This is a genomic window from Pectobacterium parmentieri, assembly GCF_001742145.1.
Lineage (GTDB): Bacteria > Pseudomonadota > Gammaproteobacteria > Enterobacterales > Enterobacteriaceae > Pectobacterium > Pectobacterium parmentieri.
Genome location: NZ_CP015749.1, coordinates 4,193,910 through 4,209,895, shown reverse-complemented (window position 1 = coordinate 4,209,895; position 15,986 = coordinate 4,193,910). Strand labels below are relative to the sequence as shown.

At 49.8% G+C, this 15,986-nt stretch carries 11 protein-coding genes and 1 tRNA gene; 4 read left to right on the top strand and 8 right to left on the bottom strand.

The annotated features are described in order from the left end of the window. The first annotated feature begins 20 nt into the window (after positions 1 to 20). Positions 21 to 1,916, top strand: a complete 1,896-nt coding sequence (locus A8F97_RS19065) for a bifunctional metallophosphatase/5'-nucleotidase (RefSeq protein ID WP_033072425.1) — start codon at positions 21 to 23, stop codon at positions 1,914 to 1,916. Positions 1,917 to 1,922: 6 nt separating this feature from the next. On the opposite strand, the gene A8F97_RS19060 is transcribed toward A8F97_RS19065, so the two are convergent. From A8F97_RS19060 to uspA, 3 genes are all read right to left on the bottom strand, one after another. After that, on the bottom strand, positions 1,923 to 3,236 hold the full coding sequence (locus tag A8F97_RS19060) for an NAD(P)/FAD-dependent oxidoreductase (protein ID WP_033072424.1): 1,314 nt from the start codon (positions 3,234 to 3,236) through the stop codon (positions 1,923 to 1,925). Positions 3,237 to 3,423: 187 nt separating this feature from the next. Continuing rightward, a complete protein-coding gene (gdhA, locus tag A8F97_RS19055; RefSeq protein ID WP_014702077.1) occupies positions 3,424 to 4,767 on the bottom strand; it encodes an NADP-specific glutamate dehydrogenase in 1,344 nt (447 codons plus the stop codon). Positions 4,768 to 5,059: 292 nt separating this feature from the next. Then, a complete protein-coding gene (gene uspA, locus A8F97_RS19050) occupies positions 5,060 to 5,497 on the bottom strand; it encodes a universal stress protein UspA (protein ID WP_005968210.1) in 438 nt (145 codons plus the stop codon). A gap of 555 nt (positions 5,498 to 6,052) precedes the next feature. On the opposite strand from uspA, the gene uspB reads away from it, so the two are divergent. Further along, positions 6,053 to 6,388: a universal stress protein UspB gene (uspB, locus tag A8F97_RS19045; protein WP_014702078.1), complete on the top strand. Its 336-nt coding sequence runs from the start codon at positions 6,053 to 6,055 to the stop codon at positions 6,386 to 6,388. Positions 6,389 to 6,479: 91 nt separating this feature from the next. Here the strand turns inward: uspB and pitA are convergent, their stop codons facing one another. Next, positions 6,480 to 7,985 (bottom strand): inorganic phosphate transporter PitA, encoded by a 1,506-nt coding sequence (pitA, locus tag A8F97_RS19040; protein WP_014702079.1) that lies wholly within the window; start codon positions 7,983 to 7,985, stop codon positions 6,480 to 6,482. A gap of 268 nt (positions 7,986 to 8,253) precedes the next feature. Between pitA and A8F97_RS19035 the strand changes: the two genes are divergently transcribed. Together A8F97_RS19035 and A8F97_RS19030 are read left to right on the top strand one after the other, a co-directional pair. Continuing rightward, positions 8,254 to 9,453, top strand: coding sequence for a BaiN/RdsA family NAD(P)/FAD-dependent oxidoreductase (locus A8F97_RS19035; RefSeq protein WP_033072423.1), 1,200 nt, complete (start codon positions 8,254 to 8,256; stop codon positions 9,451 to 9,453). A 92-nt stretch (positions 9,454 to 9,545) separates the two neighbouring features. Then, complete coding sequence (locus tag A8F97_RS19030) at positions 9,546 to 11,150, top strand: EAL domain-containing protein (protein WP_014702081.1); 1,605 nt, start codon at positions 9,546 to 9,548, stop codon at positions 11,148 to 11,150. Positions 11,151 to 11,193: 43 nt separating this feature from the next. Here the strand turns inward: A8F97_RS19030 and A8F97_RS19025 are convergent, their stop codons facing one another. The 4 genes from A8F97_RS19025 to ligB form a co-directional block, all read right to left on the bottom strand. Next, positions 11,194 to 11,742, bottom strand: a complete 549-nt coding sequence (locus A8F97_RS19025; RefSeq protein ID WP_014702082.1) for an Ail/Lom family outer membrane beta-barrel protein — start codon at positions 11,740 to 11,742, stop codon at positions 11,194 to 11,196. 365 nt (positions 11,743 to 12,107) lie between these two features. Further along, positions 12,108 to 12,184: transfer RNA gene (locus tag A8F97_RS19020), tRNA-Pro, on the bottom strand. A gap of 131 nt (positions 12,185 to 12,315) precedes the next feature. Then, the gene (eptB, locus tag A8F97_RS19015; RefSeq protein WP_025919780.1) at positions 12,316 to 13,995 is read right to left on the bottom strand and encodes a kdo(2)-lipid A phosphoethanolamine 7''-transferase; all 1,680 of its coding nucleotides are present in this window, start codon (positions 13,993 to 13,995) and stop codon (positions 12,316 to 12,318) included. Between the two features lie 254 nt (positions 13,996 to 14,249). After that, positions 14,250 to 15,941, bottom strand: a complete 1,692-nt coding sequence (ligB, locus tag A8F97_RS19010; RefSeq protein WP_033072421.1) for an NAD-dependent DNA ligase LigB — start codon at positions 15,939 to 15,941, stop codon at positions 14,250 to 14,252. Between the last annotated feature and the right edge of the window lie 45 nt (positions 15,942 to 15,986).

Sequence of the window (15,986 nt, the reverse complement as noted above, 5' to 3'; positions counted from 1 at the left end):
TATTACACTAAGATGACATAATGAAAAAAACGCTTCTGTCACTTCTGCTTTGTTTGAGTACTTCTGCTATGGCCGCTCAAGAGCCGATAAATATTACGATTCTGGGGACATCCGATCTGCACGGCACCTTTGTTCCCTGGGATTACGCTACCGATACCGCCAACATGGCTGGCAGTCTGAGTCAGATCGCGACGCAGGTGCATAGAGTTCGTGCGCAGCAGCCTAATGTGATTCTGGTTGATGCGGGCGATACTATTCAGGGCAACTTTGTCGAAACCTTCAAAAATGACAACACCAGCCCGATGATGCTCGGTTTCAACGCCATGGACTATGACGTCTGGGTGATGGGCAATCACGAGTTCGATTTCGGACTGAACGTGCTTTCTACCTCGCTTGATCAGTTTAAAGGCACCGCACTGGCAGGCAACATTTTTTGGGAGAGCGGTAAACCTTATTTACCCGCCTATAAAATTGTTGAACGCCAGGGCGTGAAGATTGGCATCATCGGTATGGATACGCCGATGACCGCTGAATTCGCCAAAGGTACTGATCGTGTGAAAGGGCTGAACTTTACCGATCCCGTCGGGGCGGTAAAAACCGTCATCCAGCAAATCCACGGCAAAGTGGATGCCATCGTGCTGGTCGCCCATATGGGAATCGATAACGAGAACCAGCGACCGGGTACTGGCGTGGGTGATATTGCTCGCGCTAACCCAGAATTAGCCGCCATCGTCGCGGGTCATATGCACGTAAAAGTGGATAAAGAGGTGATTAATGGCGTGATCGTCACCGAACCGGACAGATATGGCCGCGCGTTGTCGCGTATCGATTTGCAGTTTGAGCAACAGAACGGCAAATACGTACTGATCAACAAAGACAGCTACACCTATTCGATTAAAGACGTGGATTCTGACCGGAAGATGGAAGACATCTACGAACCCTATCACAATACCCTGCGCGCCAACGCCAACCGTCCGATTGCCCAACTTCTTGGACACGATCTGGTGCCGCAAGATGCCGTGAAAGGGATCCCTCAAGTACACGTACAGGACACCGGTATCAGCGCCCTGTTCCAGGAAGCCAGTCGTCATTACGCCCCCAAAGCGCAGGTTATCGCACTGCAAATTGATAACGATCGACCTAAGTTGAACGTCGGCACCATTTCCGCAAAAGACATCGCCTTTAACTATCAATACGCTGGCGGTGAAATCACGGTTTATCAGCTAACCGGAAAAGAACTGAAGAAATACATGGAATGGTCAGCGGGTTACTTCAACCAGTTGCAGGACGGAGATGTGACTTACAGTTTCAATCCGCAGCGTCGCGCCTCCAAGTATTCCACCAATGATTTCTTCGACGGCGTAACCTACACCATCGATCTGACGAAACCCACCGGGCAGCGTATAACCGATCTGAAAATGAATAACGGCACGCCGGTTACCGACGACATGCCGATTCGTTTGGGGATGAACAGCTACCGTATGGGCCACCTGACGCAGAAAGGCGGCGTGCTGGAAGGCATGGCGTTCCCGGTGCTATCGGATACCAAAGTAGAATATGGCGAAGAGGCAGGCACGATTCGTAACCTGACCATCCGTTATTTAACCGAGGTGAAAAAGGGCCAATACGAGGGTACGGAACCGCAGCGCTGGAAACTGGCGGGATTGTTGGGCTATGAGCGTGAACGCAAAATTGTTGAATCACTGCTCAACAGCGGAAAAATCGGCGTGCCGACCTCAGACGATGGCCGCTACAGCAACGTGCAATCCATCAACGTGAAGTCGTTACTGCTGCCGGATGCCGCCCAGAGGGAGAAACGCGTAGCGGAACTGACTCAGCAACGCGACAGCACCACCAATACGTTGACCAAGCAGCGGCTGAACGATCAACTGACAATTATCGCGGCCATTAACTGACAGGCGTTATCTCTCGCGGCGGGCTTTCCAGCGTTCGCTCGTCAGGTAGCCGTTCACGCCGACATCCAGAAAAGGGCGTGGCGGCAGGTAGTTTGCCTGCCCGAGCGATTGCATATCGCTAATCAGCGGGTTGTCTTCACCTAACGCCAGATCCGCCAGAATATGTCCGGCGGCGGTTTGCTTCGACAGCCCCGCCCCGTTACAGCCAGCGGAAGCGTATACATTGTCGCTTAGCTGTCCCCAAATTGGCGCACCGTTGCGCGTTACGCTAATCAGCCCTGACCATGTGTGCGCCATTTTAACGTCGCTCAACTGCGGAAACATGCGGGCAAAAATAGCAGCATGTCGACGCGCGTGGCGTCCGGTTTCTACCGCGCTATTAACTAACTCAGGAGCAAACTTCACATGCTCTCGAATCAGGAAGCGATGGTCGCGCGTGTAGCGCAACGTCGCACTGGCTAGCGCATTGACTGGCGTCAGCCCCCAATCTGGCATATCGCCCATCCGTGCAATCTGTTCCGCATTCAGCGGCTCAGTCAGCGTCGCGAAGGTCGCTACGGCAAACACCCGACCATTGAACAACGGCAGGCCGCGTGCCGCGCCGTTAATCGCCATCATCAGCTTATCTGCCTGAATCTCACCATAGGGCGTTTCCACGCGAATGCGCGATCCGGTTTCGATATTCAGCGCAGGAGAATGGGCGTAAACCGTCACGTTCTTAGGCAGATTCGCCACCAGCCCGATCACCAGCGCCGCCGGGTTTAGTAGAATACAGTTGGGGGTATACACAGCGCGTTGATAGAAAGAGGTTCCAAGGCGATGAGCAAGTTCGTCTTTTTCCACCACCTGATAGGGTTCGCCAAGGTCGTTCAATTCACGGACATAGGTGTCGATCAGCCCATTGAATGTCGAACTAACAGCACAGTGATATTTCCCCGCCACGCTCCAGTCACACGCGATAGCATGGCGATCCACCTTCTCTTTCAGGTGTGCCACGCCGGACTGCAACAGGCGGCGATAAGCAGCAGCCTTTTCTAACTCCGCCGTCGAACTGCCGATGTTATGCGGCAAATCGATGACAAAACCGGAGTTACGCCCGGAGGCATTGTCGCCAATCTCGCCAGCGTCCAGCAGGATAATGTGTTTATCCGGGCGCTGTTCAGCCAAACGCTGGGCAAAAGCGATGCCCGCATAGCCCGCACCGATCACCAGCCAATCCGCCGTTGTTTGCCCCCGCTGCTGCGGGTAACTCGGTTTATCAGCGAGATCTGCCGACCAGCCATTACGATTCTGATCGAAAGGAAGATATTTGATTTTCACGATGCTGTAAGCCTTGAAGAGAACAGGTTGTACCGGAAGGCAGGAACACAATACCGACGATACACAATGCGGATTAAGATAAAGAAAGGCAGGAAGCGGTGTCCAGCAAGAAATGTCGCTAAAACTTAGATAAATAAGTGAAAAGTCAAAGCGCCTGCGAATACAGGCGCCCAGAGGGAATCATTCGTTACACAACGCCCTGCGCCAGCATCGCGTCGGCCACTTTGACAAAGCCCGCCACGTTGGCACCGCGCACATAGTTCGTCTGGCTATCTTCGCCACCGTACTGTACACACGCAGTGTGAATATCCAGCATGATGTGATGCAAACGCGCATCCACCTTCTCTGCTTTCCAGCCCAAACGTGCCGCGTTCTGTGCCATTTCCAGACCGGATGTCGCCACACCGCCTGCGTTAGCCGCTTTGCCTGGTGCAAACAGCACGCCTGCATCAAGGAACGCATCAGTCGCCGGGATGGTGGTTGGCATATTGGCACCTTCCGCCACGGCTTTCACACCGTTAGCAATCAGCGTCTGCGCCGCCGGCAGATCCAGCTCATTCTGCGTCGCACACGGCAGCGCGATATCTACCGGAACGTCCCACGGCGTCTTGCCTGCCAGGTAGGTCAGCTTCGCCTCACGCGCGTAATCCTCCACGCGGCCATAGCGTTTGTTCTTAATCTCTTCCAGCAGCGCTAGCTTCTCTGGGGTAAACCCATTCTCATCCACCACAGTGCCGTTGGAATCGGATACCGTGACCACGCGAGCCCCCAACTCCATCGCTTTTTCAATCGCGTACTGCGCCACATTACCGGAACCAGATACCGCAACGCGCATACCTTCGAAGCCCAGACCGTGGCGTTTCAGCATCGCTTCCGTGAAGTAAACCAAGCCGTAGCCCGTCGCTTCAGGGCGGATCAGACTGCCGCCGAAAGACAGCCCTTTGCCAGTAAAGACGCAGGCGGTGTTGTTGGTCAGCTTCTTCATCATGCCGGTCATGAAACCAACTTCGCGACCACCCACGCCGATGTCACCCGCTGGCACATCCGTATCCGCGCCCAAATGACGGTACAGCTCAGTCATCAGCGCCTGACAGAAACGCATGACTTCACCCTGACTTTTCCCTTTCGGGTTAAAGTCCGATCCCCCTTTGCCGCCGCCCATTGGCAGCGTCGTCAGCGCATTCTTGAACGTTTGCTCGAATCCAAGGAATTTTAGAATCGACAGGTTAACGGATGGGTGGAAGCGCATGCCGCCTTTGTACGGGCCGATCGCCGAGCTGAACTGGACGCGCCAGGCTCGGTTTACCTGTACCTGACCTTTGTCATCCGTCCACGCCACGCGAAACTGAATCACACGTTCCGGTTCAACCAATCGTTCCAGCAGGCTGTAATCCGCATAGTGAGGGTTCTGCTCCAGAAAAGGCCACAGCGTGGAAAGCACTTCATTAACGGCCTGTAGAAATTCAGGCTGATGCGGATCGCGTTGTTGAACAGTATCAAGAAAACTTGCCAGAGATACGATTTGTGCCATGAACAGCTCCTGATTGAACGAATAAGTTCCCTTCTGCTTCTTTAATTTTTAGACACGCAGAAGCTTGTGGGATCGGTGAAAATGATGTTGTGTCCTCTGGACTATAACACTGGCGATGGATATTTAAGCAAGCGTTTTCTTTTCAGATAAACGTTACAATCCAATGAGATAGGAAGGGTTTTTCGGATGTTTTGGGAAGGAAATTAGACATAAGTTTTTGTTATATAACAAAAGGCACAGCTAAGAAGCCGTGCCTTTCGCCATTGAAAAAAAATGCAAAAAAAGCTAATTTTTATTCGTCTTCCTCATCACGCAACGGCACGATGAGCATGTCGACATGGACGGTATTAATCAGTTGACGTGCAGAAGACATCAGTTTGCTCCAGAAGTCCTGATGGTGCCCGCACAGCACGAGATCGGCATCATATTTCTTGATCGCATCCACCAGAACCTGCCCTAAATCTCCGCTGCCGCTCAGCGTTTCACTGATAGGATAGCCCGCATTTTGGGACAGTTCAGTCAACGCATTCTGGGTTTCTTCGGAGATACGCTGTTGCATGTCACCCAAATTGACGTCAATAAGCCCCGTGTAAAGATCGGAGTAATTCACATCGACGTGGATTAACGAGACTTTTGCATTGTACGGTCTTGCCATTGATACCGCTTTTTCCACTAACACTTTGCTTTCTGGAGAAAGGTCAACAGCAATAAGGATGTGTTTGTAAGCCATAATGAGACTCCTTCCGTAAAGACTAATTAAGGGTTAGCAGCTATTTCTCCTGCCAATCTGATACTTAACGGCGGATTACAGAATAACATTCGTCGGCGCCATCGGACTGTTCAGTCGATCACAACCCGTTTTCAAATCTGTTAATTCTATTGATAAGTGTAGTAGAAACCGCTCCTTTTCACAGTTAAATCGCGTAGCTTCTCCTTTCAGAAAACGCATTCTCTCGTCAAAAATCATCCTTCATGCCGATTGTGCCTGCCTCTCTGGCACAAACGAACATTCTTCTTCTACACTACAAGTAGGAGGTAGTGAGACTATCCACTGCGCTCTGGGATGGAGATTGAGAAGGGGGCTAGCCGTGATGCTGTTGGCTAACCCAAATGACAATAAAATCGTGCGCAAGCGCGTGGCATAACTATTCGTCGTAGAAAAACATCATAGAAAAACGTCGTAGATAAGCCTCACGGATAAATAGCTACGCTTGTCATCGACCACAGGTGGAAACGGGAAGGTATCGCCACCACCTCTGACGAATAGAACGACCGGGAGGGAAGCATGATTAGTACATTTGCGCTTTTCTGGGCTTTATGTATCGTCTGCATCATCAATATGGCGAGGTATTACTCTTCATTACGCGTGTTACTGCTGATTTTGCGTGACTGTGATCCACTGCTTTACCAATACGTTGACGGAGGAGGTTTTTTCACATCGCACGGGCAGCCAAGCAAGCAAATTCGGCTGGTAGGATACATCTACGCACAACGTTATCTTGATCATCACGACCCTGAATTTATTCGCCGCTGTGAGCGGGTACGAGGGCAATTTCTGCTCACGACCGCTTTGTGTGGCCTCATCGTCACTAGCCTGATTGCCATGATGATGTGGTATTAATACGCGGGTACTTACGCAATGAACGTCGATAAAAAGTAAAAAGGCGATTCCCCACAGAATCGCCTTTTTTATGATTAGCCGGTCACCAAAATCAAATCAGCTTCAGAGCCAACCAGTACAATGCCCCAGACATCAGCATTGAGACAGGCAGCGTCAATACCCAGGCCAGCAGAATGCTTCTTATTGTTTTTCCCTGTACGCCCCCACCGTCCGCAATCATCGTCCCGGCAACCGCCGAGGATAATACGTGCGTGGTGGAAACCGGCATACCGGTGTAGCTGGCAACGCCAATCGACAAGGCCGCCGTCACCTGCGCCGAAACGCCCTGTGCGTAGGTCATGCCTTTCTTGCCAATCTTCTCACCGATGGTGACAGCAACGCGTTTCCAACCCACCATGGTGCCCAAGGACAGCGCCAGTGCGACAGCAACGATGATCCAAAGAGGCGCATATTCAACCGTCTGCAGCATGTCTTTACGCAGGTTGCTCAGGTAGCGTTTATCTTCGCCCGACGTTTCTGGCAGCTTGACCACCCGATCCATCGTGTCCGAGATGCACATCAGCAAGCGACGCACTCTGCTACGATCGTCAGGGTTCAACTGGTCGTAACTTTTCAGGTTATTCAGCAAGCCCTGTGTGCGCTCAATCGCAATCATCACGCGTGAACTGTCACAGTGGAACTCTTTCTGACCGTTGCCGGGAATCGTGTTTTCTGGCGTAGGGATCACTGGCGGAGACAGGTCGATGACATGCGTCAACGCGTCGCCGTGCTGCTTGTAGTATTCCTGTAAATTCACAACAGCATCACGGGTCCGGCTGATGTCATAGCCAGACGCGTTCATGTTGACAATAAACCCGGCCGGCGCAACACCAATCAGCACCAGCATAATCAAGCCGATACCTTTCTGGCCGTCGTTTGCACCGTGAGAGAAGCTCACCCCAATCGCCGATAGAATCAGCGCGGTACGCGTCCAAAACGGCGGCTTACGTTTACCGTCCTGCTTTTCGCGATCGACGGGCGTCAGATGCACGCGTTTGCGTTTTTTACTGTTGTTCCAGAACCGACGCAATACCAGCAGCAGCAGGCCCGCAAGCACCATCCCCACAATCGGCGATAACAGCAGCGACAAGAAAATGCTGATCATTTTCGGCACATTCAACGCATCCACGACGGAGCTATTCGTCAGCAGCGCGTTGGTCAAACCAATACCAATAATGGAGCCAATCAGCGTGTGGGAGCTGGAGGCAGGAATACCAAAATACCAGGTACCCAGGTTCCAGATAATAGCGGCCAGCAGCATCGAAAAGACCATCGCCAGACCATGCGCCGAACTCACGTTCAGCAATAAATCCGTGGGGAGAAGGTGAACAATCGCATAGGCCACGCTCAGGCCGCCCAGCAGTACACCGAAGAAATTAAAGACGCCGGCCATAACAACGGCAAACTCTGCACGCATGGCTCGGGTATAAATAACAGTGGCAACGGCATTCGCAGTATCGTGAAAACCGTTAATGGCTTCGTACATCAGTACAAACAACAAAGCCAATATCAACATCAGGCCGGTGTAGTAATCGAGCCCGGCAAATAAATGTAGCATAAACGTTAGGCCATTTAGTGGTCATGAACGCGGCGCATTATCGGCGACAAGCAGGGGTGGGGAAAAGGAAAATATGACATTTTTTTGACTTAAAATGTGACGGGTATCGACAAGAAAACCACTTAATCAATATAAATCAATTAATTATATATTTTTACCAAAACATGCAAATTGTTACGCTGGTATCGAACAAAAACCAACACTACAATTTGCCGCCCCAATGGCTCATTTGCCTGCGGCAATCAATCACTCATCGGAGAAATGCATTGTGGAACAGTTTGACGTTGTCATCATCGGTGCCGGTGCAGCAGGCATGTTTTGTGCCGCACAGGCAGGACAGCGCGGGCTGCGTGTTCTACTGCTCGATAACGGTAAGAAGGCGGGGCGGAAAATACTGATGTCCGGCGGCGGACGCTGCAACTTTACCAATATGTATGCAGAACCGGCCGCGTATCTGTCCCACAATCCTCACTTTTGTAAATCGGCACTGGCTCGCTATACCCAATGGGATTTCATTAGCCTAGTCAACAGCCACCGCATCGCTTACCACGAAAAAACGCTCGGCCAGCTATTCTGCGATGATTCCGCACAGCAAATCGTGGATATGCTGGTAACAGAGTGCGAGCAGGCTAACGTCACTCTCCGTCTGCGCAGTGAAGTCACCTCGGTGGAGAAATCAGACGATCGGTTCACCATCCACCTGAGCACAGGTACATCATTCCAAAGCGCATCGCTGGTCGTTGCCTGCGGCGGCCTGTCGATGCCCGGCTTGGGCGCAACGCCGTTCGGCTACCAGCTCGCCGCACAGTTCGGTATTAACGTGCTCCCAACGCGCGCTGCGCTGGTGCCTTTTACGCTGCACAAGCCGCTTCTTGAACAATTGCAAACGCTTTCCGGCGTTTCCGTACCTACCATCATCACCGCAGAAAATGGCGTGACGTTCCGTGAAAACATCCTGTTCACGCACCGCGGGCTCTCTGGCCCCGCTATTTTGCAGATCTCCAGCTACTGGCAGGCCGGTGAATTTGTCACCATTAATCTGCTGCCCGATCGCGATCTCACCCAGCTTATCGATGATGAACGCAACGTTCACCCAAACCAAAGTCTGAAAAACACGCTGGCACAGTGGCTGCCTAAACGGCTGATCGAATGCTTGCAAGCGTTAGGGCAACTGCCGGACATCACATTGAAACAGCTCAACAGCGCACAGCAGCAACAAATTGAACAAAGCCTGCAACAGTGGCGCGTACAGCCAAACGGTACAGAAGGTTATCGCACAGCCGAAGTGACCATCGGCGGCGTTGACACCCGCGCGCTGTCTTCCAAAACCATGGGGGCTAATTCGGTGCCAGGGCTGTATTTCATCGGTGAAGTGGTCGATGTAACCGGCTGGCTCGGCGGCTATAATTTCCAATGGGCATGGAGTTCAGCATGGGCCTGTGCGCAAGCGCTACCTTTCAGCAAATAGGCACTATAATAACCTCTATTCAGCGCTCTCCTTTAGCTAATGGAGAAAAGGACGTCTCTACATAGGCCTCTGCTGCCAGAAAGGAGATGCGAATGAGCCCCAGACTTAGTGACCGTAAAATCAATATGTTGCAGTTACTGGTTGCAGGCATGCTGCCACTGCTGCTGGGATTACTGTTCACGTTTGTAGAGTCTAGGTTAATGGTAAAACGCGATTTGGAAGCCACTGCGCAAATCGCAATGAATCATGCTGAGAACATTTCTATACAGGCATGGAAGATGGTGGATCGCCTTCAGTACTTTCATGGTCAACCCTGTGACACCATAAGCAATGAACTGCAACGCCTCGGCTCCATTTTTCCTTACTTTCGTGCGATCGGTGTTATCCATAATACCCGCGTCTACTGCTCTTCAACGTTTGGCAACGCATTGACACCAATAAGCCGCGTCATTCAGCAGCCATTACCGGACACCTATTCTGAACGTTGGAGCCTGTCAGTTGCAGGCTCAGGCAGCGTAAGAGCACGCCCAGCGATAATCTTCGTCCAGATGCCCCTCACGGGTTACGGCGCTTATACTATGGTTGATGCGCAATACCTGATTGATCTTATGATTGCGATTAGTCAAACCCGCGGCTATCAACTCGCCCTGAAGGCGGGCAACGGTCACCCCATTCAAATTGGCCCGACAATTACGCGCCGCTCTGGCTTATTTTCTACCTCAACGCTTGAAATAAAATCGAGCGATTTCCCGATAACCCTCACAGTTACGGCACCAACCTCTCAATCTATAGCAAACTGGAAGCAGGCATTCTTCACATTCTTGCCGCTGGCAATGATTCTCTCCCTGCTCTTCCTTGCGACGGTATGGTACTGGCAAAAACGTAAATTATTATTCCGCGACGAGCTCCGTAAAGGCATTGCTAACGGCGAGTTTTCCGTATACTACCAGCCCATTTATGATGCAGAATCACAATCTTGCACCGGCGTTGAAACCTTACTGCGCTGGCGACGCAGCAATGGACAGTGGATCAGGCCTGATATATTTATCTCTGCCGCCGAAGCAGAAAGTATGATTATTCCCATCACCCGGCATTTATTTGATCTGGTCGCAGTCGATATCGCCAGTTGGCAGGTAAAAAACGGATTTCATCTGAGCCTCAACGTTGCAGCCGAGCATCTGCATCATCCAAGTTTCGTTTCAGACGTACACCGCTTCGCAGAAAAAGTCGCCTCCCATTCATTAAATATTACGCTGGAGCTGACAGAACGTAACCTCATCAGCAACGGTCCTGAAATCATACAGCGCCTGCACCAGCTACGTGAAGATGGCTTTCTGATCGCCATCGATGACTTCGGTACTGGCCATTGTTCACTCTCTTATTTGCAAAATTTCCCACTGGACTGCCTGAAAATCGATCAGGGATTCGTCAGTGCGATTTCATCACCGGATGAAGAAGCCCCCATTCTTGATGCCATTATTAATTTGAGTCATCGCATCAAACTTCAATCGATAGCAGAAGGCGTGGAAACCACGCAACAACTCATGTATTTACAACAGCACGGCGTCAAATATATACAGGGATTTCTTTATGCGAAGCCGATGAACAATGAATCGTTACTAGTATGGCTGCACTATCATAGTAATAAATCGATAGAGAGCTTTATGAACAAAAAAGAAGAAAGGGAAAAGCAGTAATAACCGGCAGAAGTTTGTCCACCGGTTTTCTATATCAGACAAATCAGAAACGATAGCCGACGCCAATATTAAAGCCGTTTACACGAGCTTCATAGATTTTCGTGCCTTCGTAGCCAATATCAATCGCCCAGTTTGCTGCTGGCGTAATTTGAATACCGGCACCGTAAGCAAATTTGGTTTTACTCTCACTATAACTTTCGCTTCCTGACACACTAGAGGATGTATAGTGACGCGAATTGTCCACCTTAGCATGACCTAAACCAGCAAGACCATAAACACTAACAATATCGTTAAGTTGATAGGAAGGCCCTGCCATTAGAGAGTAATATTTAACATCGTCGCTCTCGTGTGAGCTGAATCCAATAGCTCGCTGATTATAATCTTTTTTACCGCTTAAATAGGTAAAAGAACCAATAATACCCAGTGCGGAATCACCCTGATAATGGTATTTGGCCGTAACTCCTTTCAGATCTTTAAAATCCTCAACTTTCGCCTGAGCGTAACCCAATGACACCGTTTGTGTCGCCTGAGCAGCAGACATTCCCATGGCACAAGCAATCAGAGTGGAAAGCAGCAGTGTTGTTTTTTTCATGATCGAAACATCTTCCGTGTTTGAATAAAAAGACAGTTTCAACAAAGCGAATATATAACTCTCGCGGAATGTTGACCGCACATAAACTTACATTTAAATACGGCGAGGTAAAGTCTGTGTTATTTTTAAACACGTAGAATAAATTTCATTTTAATCATTAATAAACAAAAAGATAGAGATTATTCAGGAGGATTAACGCACACTTCCCTGCTTTATTTTTGGGAATATTCTGAACTAAAAAAGGGGGGATAAAGCAATATTCGACGCCAAATAAAATTCGCAAAAAACGCTTTAAAAAAACAAGGTGAAATTAAGAAGTACTGGAATACGCGAAAAACAGAAGAGTGTTCTAAGAGGAAATAAAGTGGTCGGCGAGAGAGGATTCGAACCTCCGACCCACTGGTCCCAAACCAGTTGCGCTACCAAGCTGCGCTACTCGCCGAATGCGGGCGCATATTACTGCTACCTCATTGAAGCGTCAATCCCTTTTTCACAAAAGGATTCCGGCTGCCGTTAAAGTATCCATCCCTTGTCTTTACAGCCTGAAACCGACGTCCTTGTCCGTGATTCATGTCAATCAACAGGTCTCTGACACCAGTTGTTTTTAGGGTTAATGCCGCCGTCAGGCGATGTGTATCCCAAACATCCAAGGATCGTGTCAAACAACTCTTCATGGCGATGTACTTTGCCAACGAGTTGCTGAGCTTTCAACTGCTCAAACGCATGTAAATTATCAGCATCAGCCAGAAATTTATCTGATGTCCACACCATCATCGGCGAGCGGAACTGTTCAGGCGGAGCCATCTGACGCGGCGTGCCGTGCAAATGGTAGTTATCATCGATGGACTCACCATGATCGGAGGCATAAAACACGATCGCTTTCTTGTCCCGAACCTGATCGATCACGCTATCAATAAAGCTATCGGTATAGAGCACGCTGTTATCAAAAGCATTAATCAATTGCTCACGCGAACAGGAGGCATCAACGCCCATACACTCCGGCTGATAACGCGCATAACTGCGGGGATATCGCATGGAATACAGGTAGTGAGAGCCTTTAGTATGCAGCACAATCAGATGCTTACCTTGAGGATAGCGTTCAAGCGATTCCTTGACCTCATCAACCAGCAACATATCCTGCACTGATTTGCCGTCATTGTGCTTCTCTGACGCAATCATCTCGCGGAAAGAATAGTTGTTCGCCTCAATGCTATTGTAAAACCACACCTCACTTTGCATCGCAAACAGTTCGGAGGTAAAGCCCAGCCCTTTCATTACAGCAAAGACATTCTGTTCTTTCAGGGTTCTCTGCGGGTTGTCTTCCGTACCACCTTCTCGCACAAACATACAGCGCATGGAAAGTTTGGTTGAGGTATCACACGATTGGCCACGGAATGCGACCAGATTTTTTTCTTTTGATAACTTCGGCGTCGTGTCTCGCTCGTAACCTAACAGCCCCATATGATCCCAACGGGTTGTTTCACCAATAATGAAGACCACGTAGGTATCATCAATGCCTTTCGGCGGAACATAGGTAAAATGATGAGCGGGATCGAAAAGGTTAGAGGAATCCTGGCTCTCGTCATACTTGGTGTACGCAAATAACCCTAATGCGGATAACCAGTTAGAAGGCAGATACGAGTGAGCCACAACACCGCCATAGCTGGGTAAATCTACATTGGATTCTCGTTCAGATATCGACTGAACCTTGTCCATATAGCGAAGCGGCATCCAAACGAGCGCAACGACAGCGGCAAGAACCAAAAGAGGCATCAAACGCTTCCCAGGCGATTTAAGCTGTTCGATCAATGTATGACGTAGCGAGTTTTTCCAGATCAAAAATAATGGCAGCGCACTCACCACTAACATCCACAGGAAAAAACGAAAACCAATAACTTCTTTAGAAAGATCAATATCGGTGGTCATGACCGCAGCAATAATGCCATAGCCAATCACGACATTAAAAAACGTCATGTAATAACTAGCAGAAACGGAAATCAACACCAAAAGAGAAGCGACAATCCGATAAAAACGGCGTCCCCCAAGTGAAATAATTCTCATCAGGAAAAAGGTGAATAAGATACTTGCGGTCAATTCAACAAGAGCGGGAATAAACGTTGGAATTTGGCTACCAGCAGAGAGTGAAAAATAATCAAAACGACGATAATACACTGATATATTGAGAAAAAGACCAATATAAACTGCCAGGACAAACGATAACTTGGGTTGCGAAAAAGATGCTACAAACTTCATTATGACAAGTGCTCCAACAAACCTTTCTTATTATCTGAAGCTATACGACAACATCCCTATGTCTGAGTTCAACAGAAATAATCAGACGCTCAATTTTTTATATCGCAAAACAGCAAATAGACTTAGACCGTTAATTAGTAAATTTTACTTATAATTAAGTGAAGGAAACAGGAAAAGATTGTCCTTTTATGTGAATAAGTCCATGCAAAAAATAAAAAGTGCAGTTCCAACGTTTTCTGAGAAATCACCATCGTTTATCGATGTATCCCCTCGCGCTCTAATCGGGCAATAAACTCCACGACGATGGGATGGTTCAGGAACGCCATAATTTCTTCTGCACGCCGCTCTCCAATGCCCGAAAACTGTCGCCACTGCTGCGCCGTCCGTTGCTGTAATGCCAGCCAATCCGCATGATCCAATGCGCTACGCGCTGAGCGGGGAACAGGAATACCTAATGCAAGTAACCAACGAGATAGTGGCACCTGCCGTGTCGACTGCAAGCTCGTATAGATATCTCGCGCCCGTTTATCACCCATGCCATTAACGGCGTTAAGCTGTGCCTCCGTCAGAGATAGCCATGCCAGTACATCTCCCAGTAAATCATGTTGCATCAAACGCAACCACATCCCGTCACGCATCCCCGCCAGATTTAAACCATGCTCCCCACTCAACCAGACTAAGCGCGCCAGAAATTGCTGCTGGCACACCGCGCTATAGCGAAAACAGCTAAAAGCATGGAAATCATGTTCATTGGGTGGAACGAGAGCAGGCCGTTCAGCCCCACGCCACGCTACACTATCCAGGCGTGGAATCCCTTGTCCCGCCAGACTGACACTCACGCGATCGCCGGGCAGCACGTCCCATTGCTTCCAACGAGACAGCGAACCCACATTCACCCGACTGACCAATTTATCATCCAATTTCATAGGATTAAGCTTTAACACCACGGCGATCTTACCCGTCCGTCCGACAGAGAATGCCACATCGGTGACTTCCGCAACCTGATGAACGGGCGGATATTTCCACGCAATCGCCCAGTCAGCCGATGTGTTACGCCAATAGCGCCCCTGCGGTTCTTTAGTCTGGCGAATGACCACGCCATCCGTCACGAAGGGCAGCGGGCTGTGATGCCAGTAGTGACGCCATTTCTCGGCGTCGGCGAATGACTCAATCGCATGGGTATAGCCCGCGGTCATGGCAAACCCCATTTCCTTCAATTTTTCCAAACGCTCGGGCATCGCCTTTGGGCCATCCGGCCATTCCCAGACAAACAAACTAATCTGTGACAACACAGGGGATGGCTGATGGCGACGCATTTCACCAGCCACGACCGAGCGTGCATTAACACCGCCCTGTGTATACTGTCGATGATCGGTCATCTTCAGGAAAAGCTCCCCTTGTAATACTAATGAGGAAGGTGCACCGGTTAATAGATGAGGAATTCCCGGAATCAGACGAACTTTTTCCGTCCAATCTTCGCCTTGCAGACCGTTTCCTCTACTCACCGCAGACACGAGCTTGCCGTGCTGATAAACCAGCGTGATGGCTACACCATCAACTTTTGGCTGAATCCATAAATCCTCACGCTGTGCGATCCATTGCACCAACTGCCCGCGATCGGACACTTTTTTCAATCCCGTATGGGCAACAGGATGACGTTGCTTGCCATTATCGGGTAACCGGACAGGAATTGCGTTTTGGGGCTGAAAACAGCCCAGCCACTGGTTTAACTGTTCTCGCAGTTGATCATAAACATCATCCTCTACCGGGCTTTTACCTTCGGTGTAATACACGTCATCCCACCGTTCTAGCTGCTGACGTAATGCAGTAATTTCTTTGTTCGAACGCGCGTTCCCCCAGTCGGGACACACCGCTGCCACCACAGGGAAACTGCTGATATTTCCGACAAAGATGATAATCAAAAACGCGCTGATCCTGAGCCACATAAGAACCTCCAGCCATCCAGTAGCGAACGACCGCAGTACATAGCA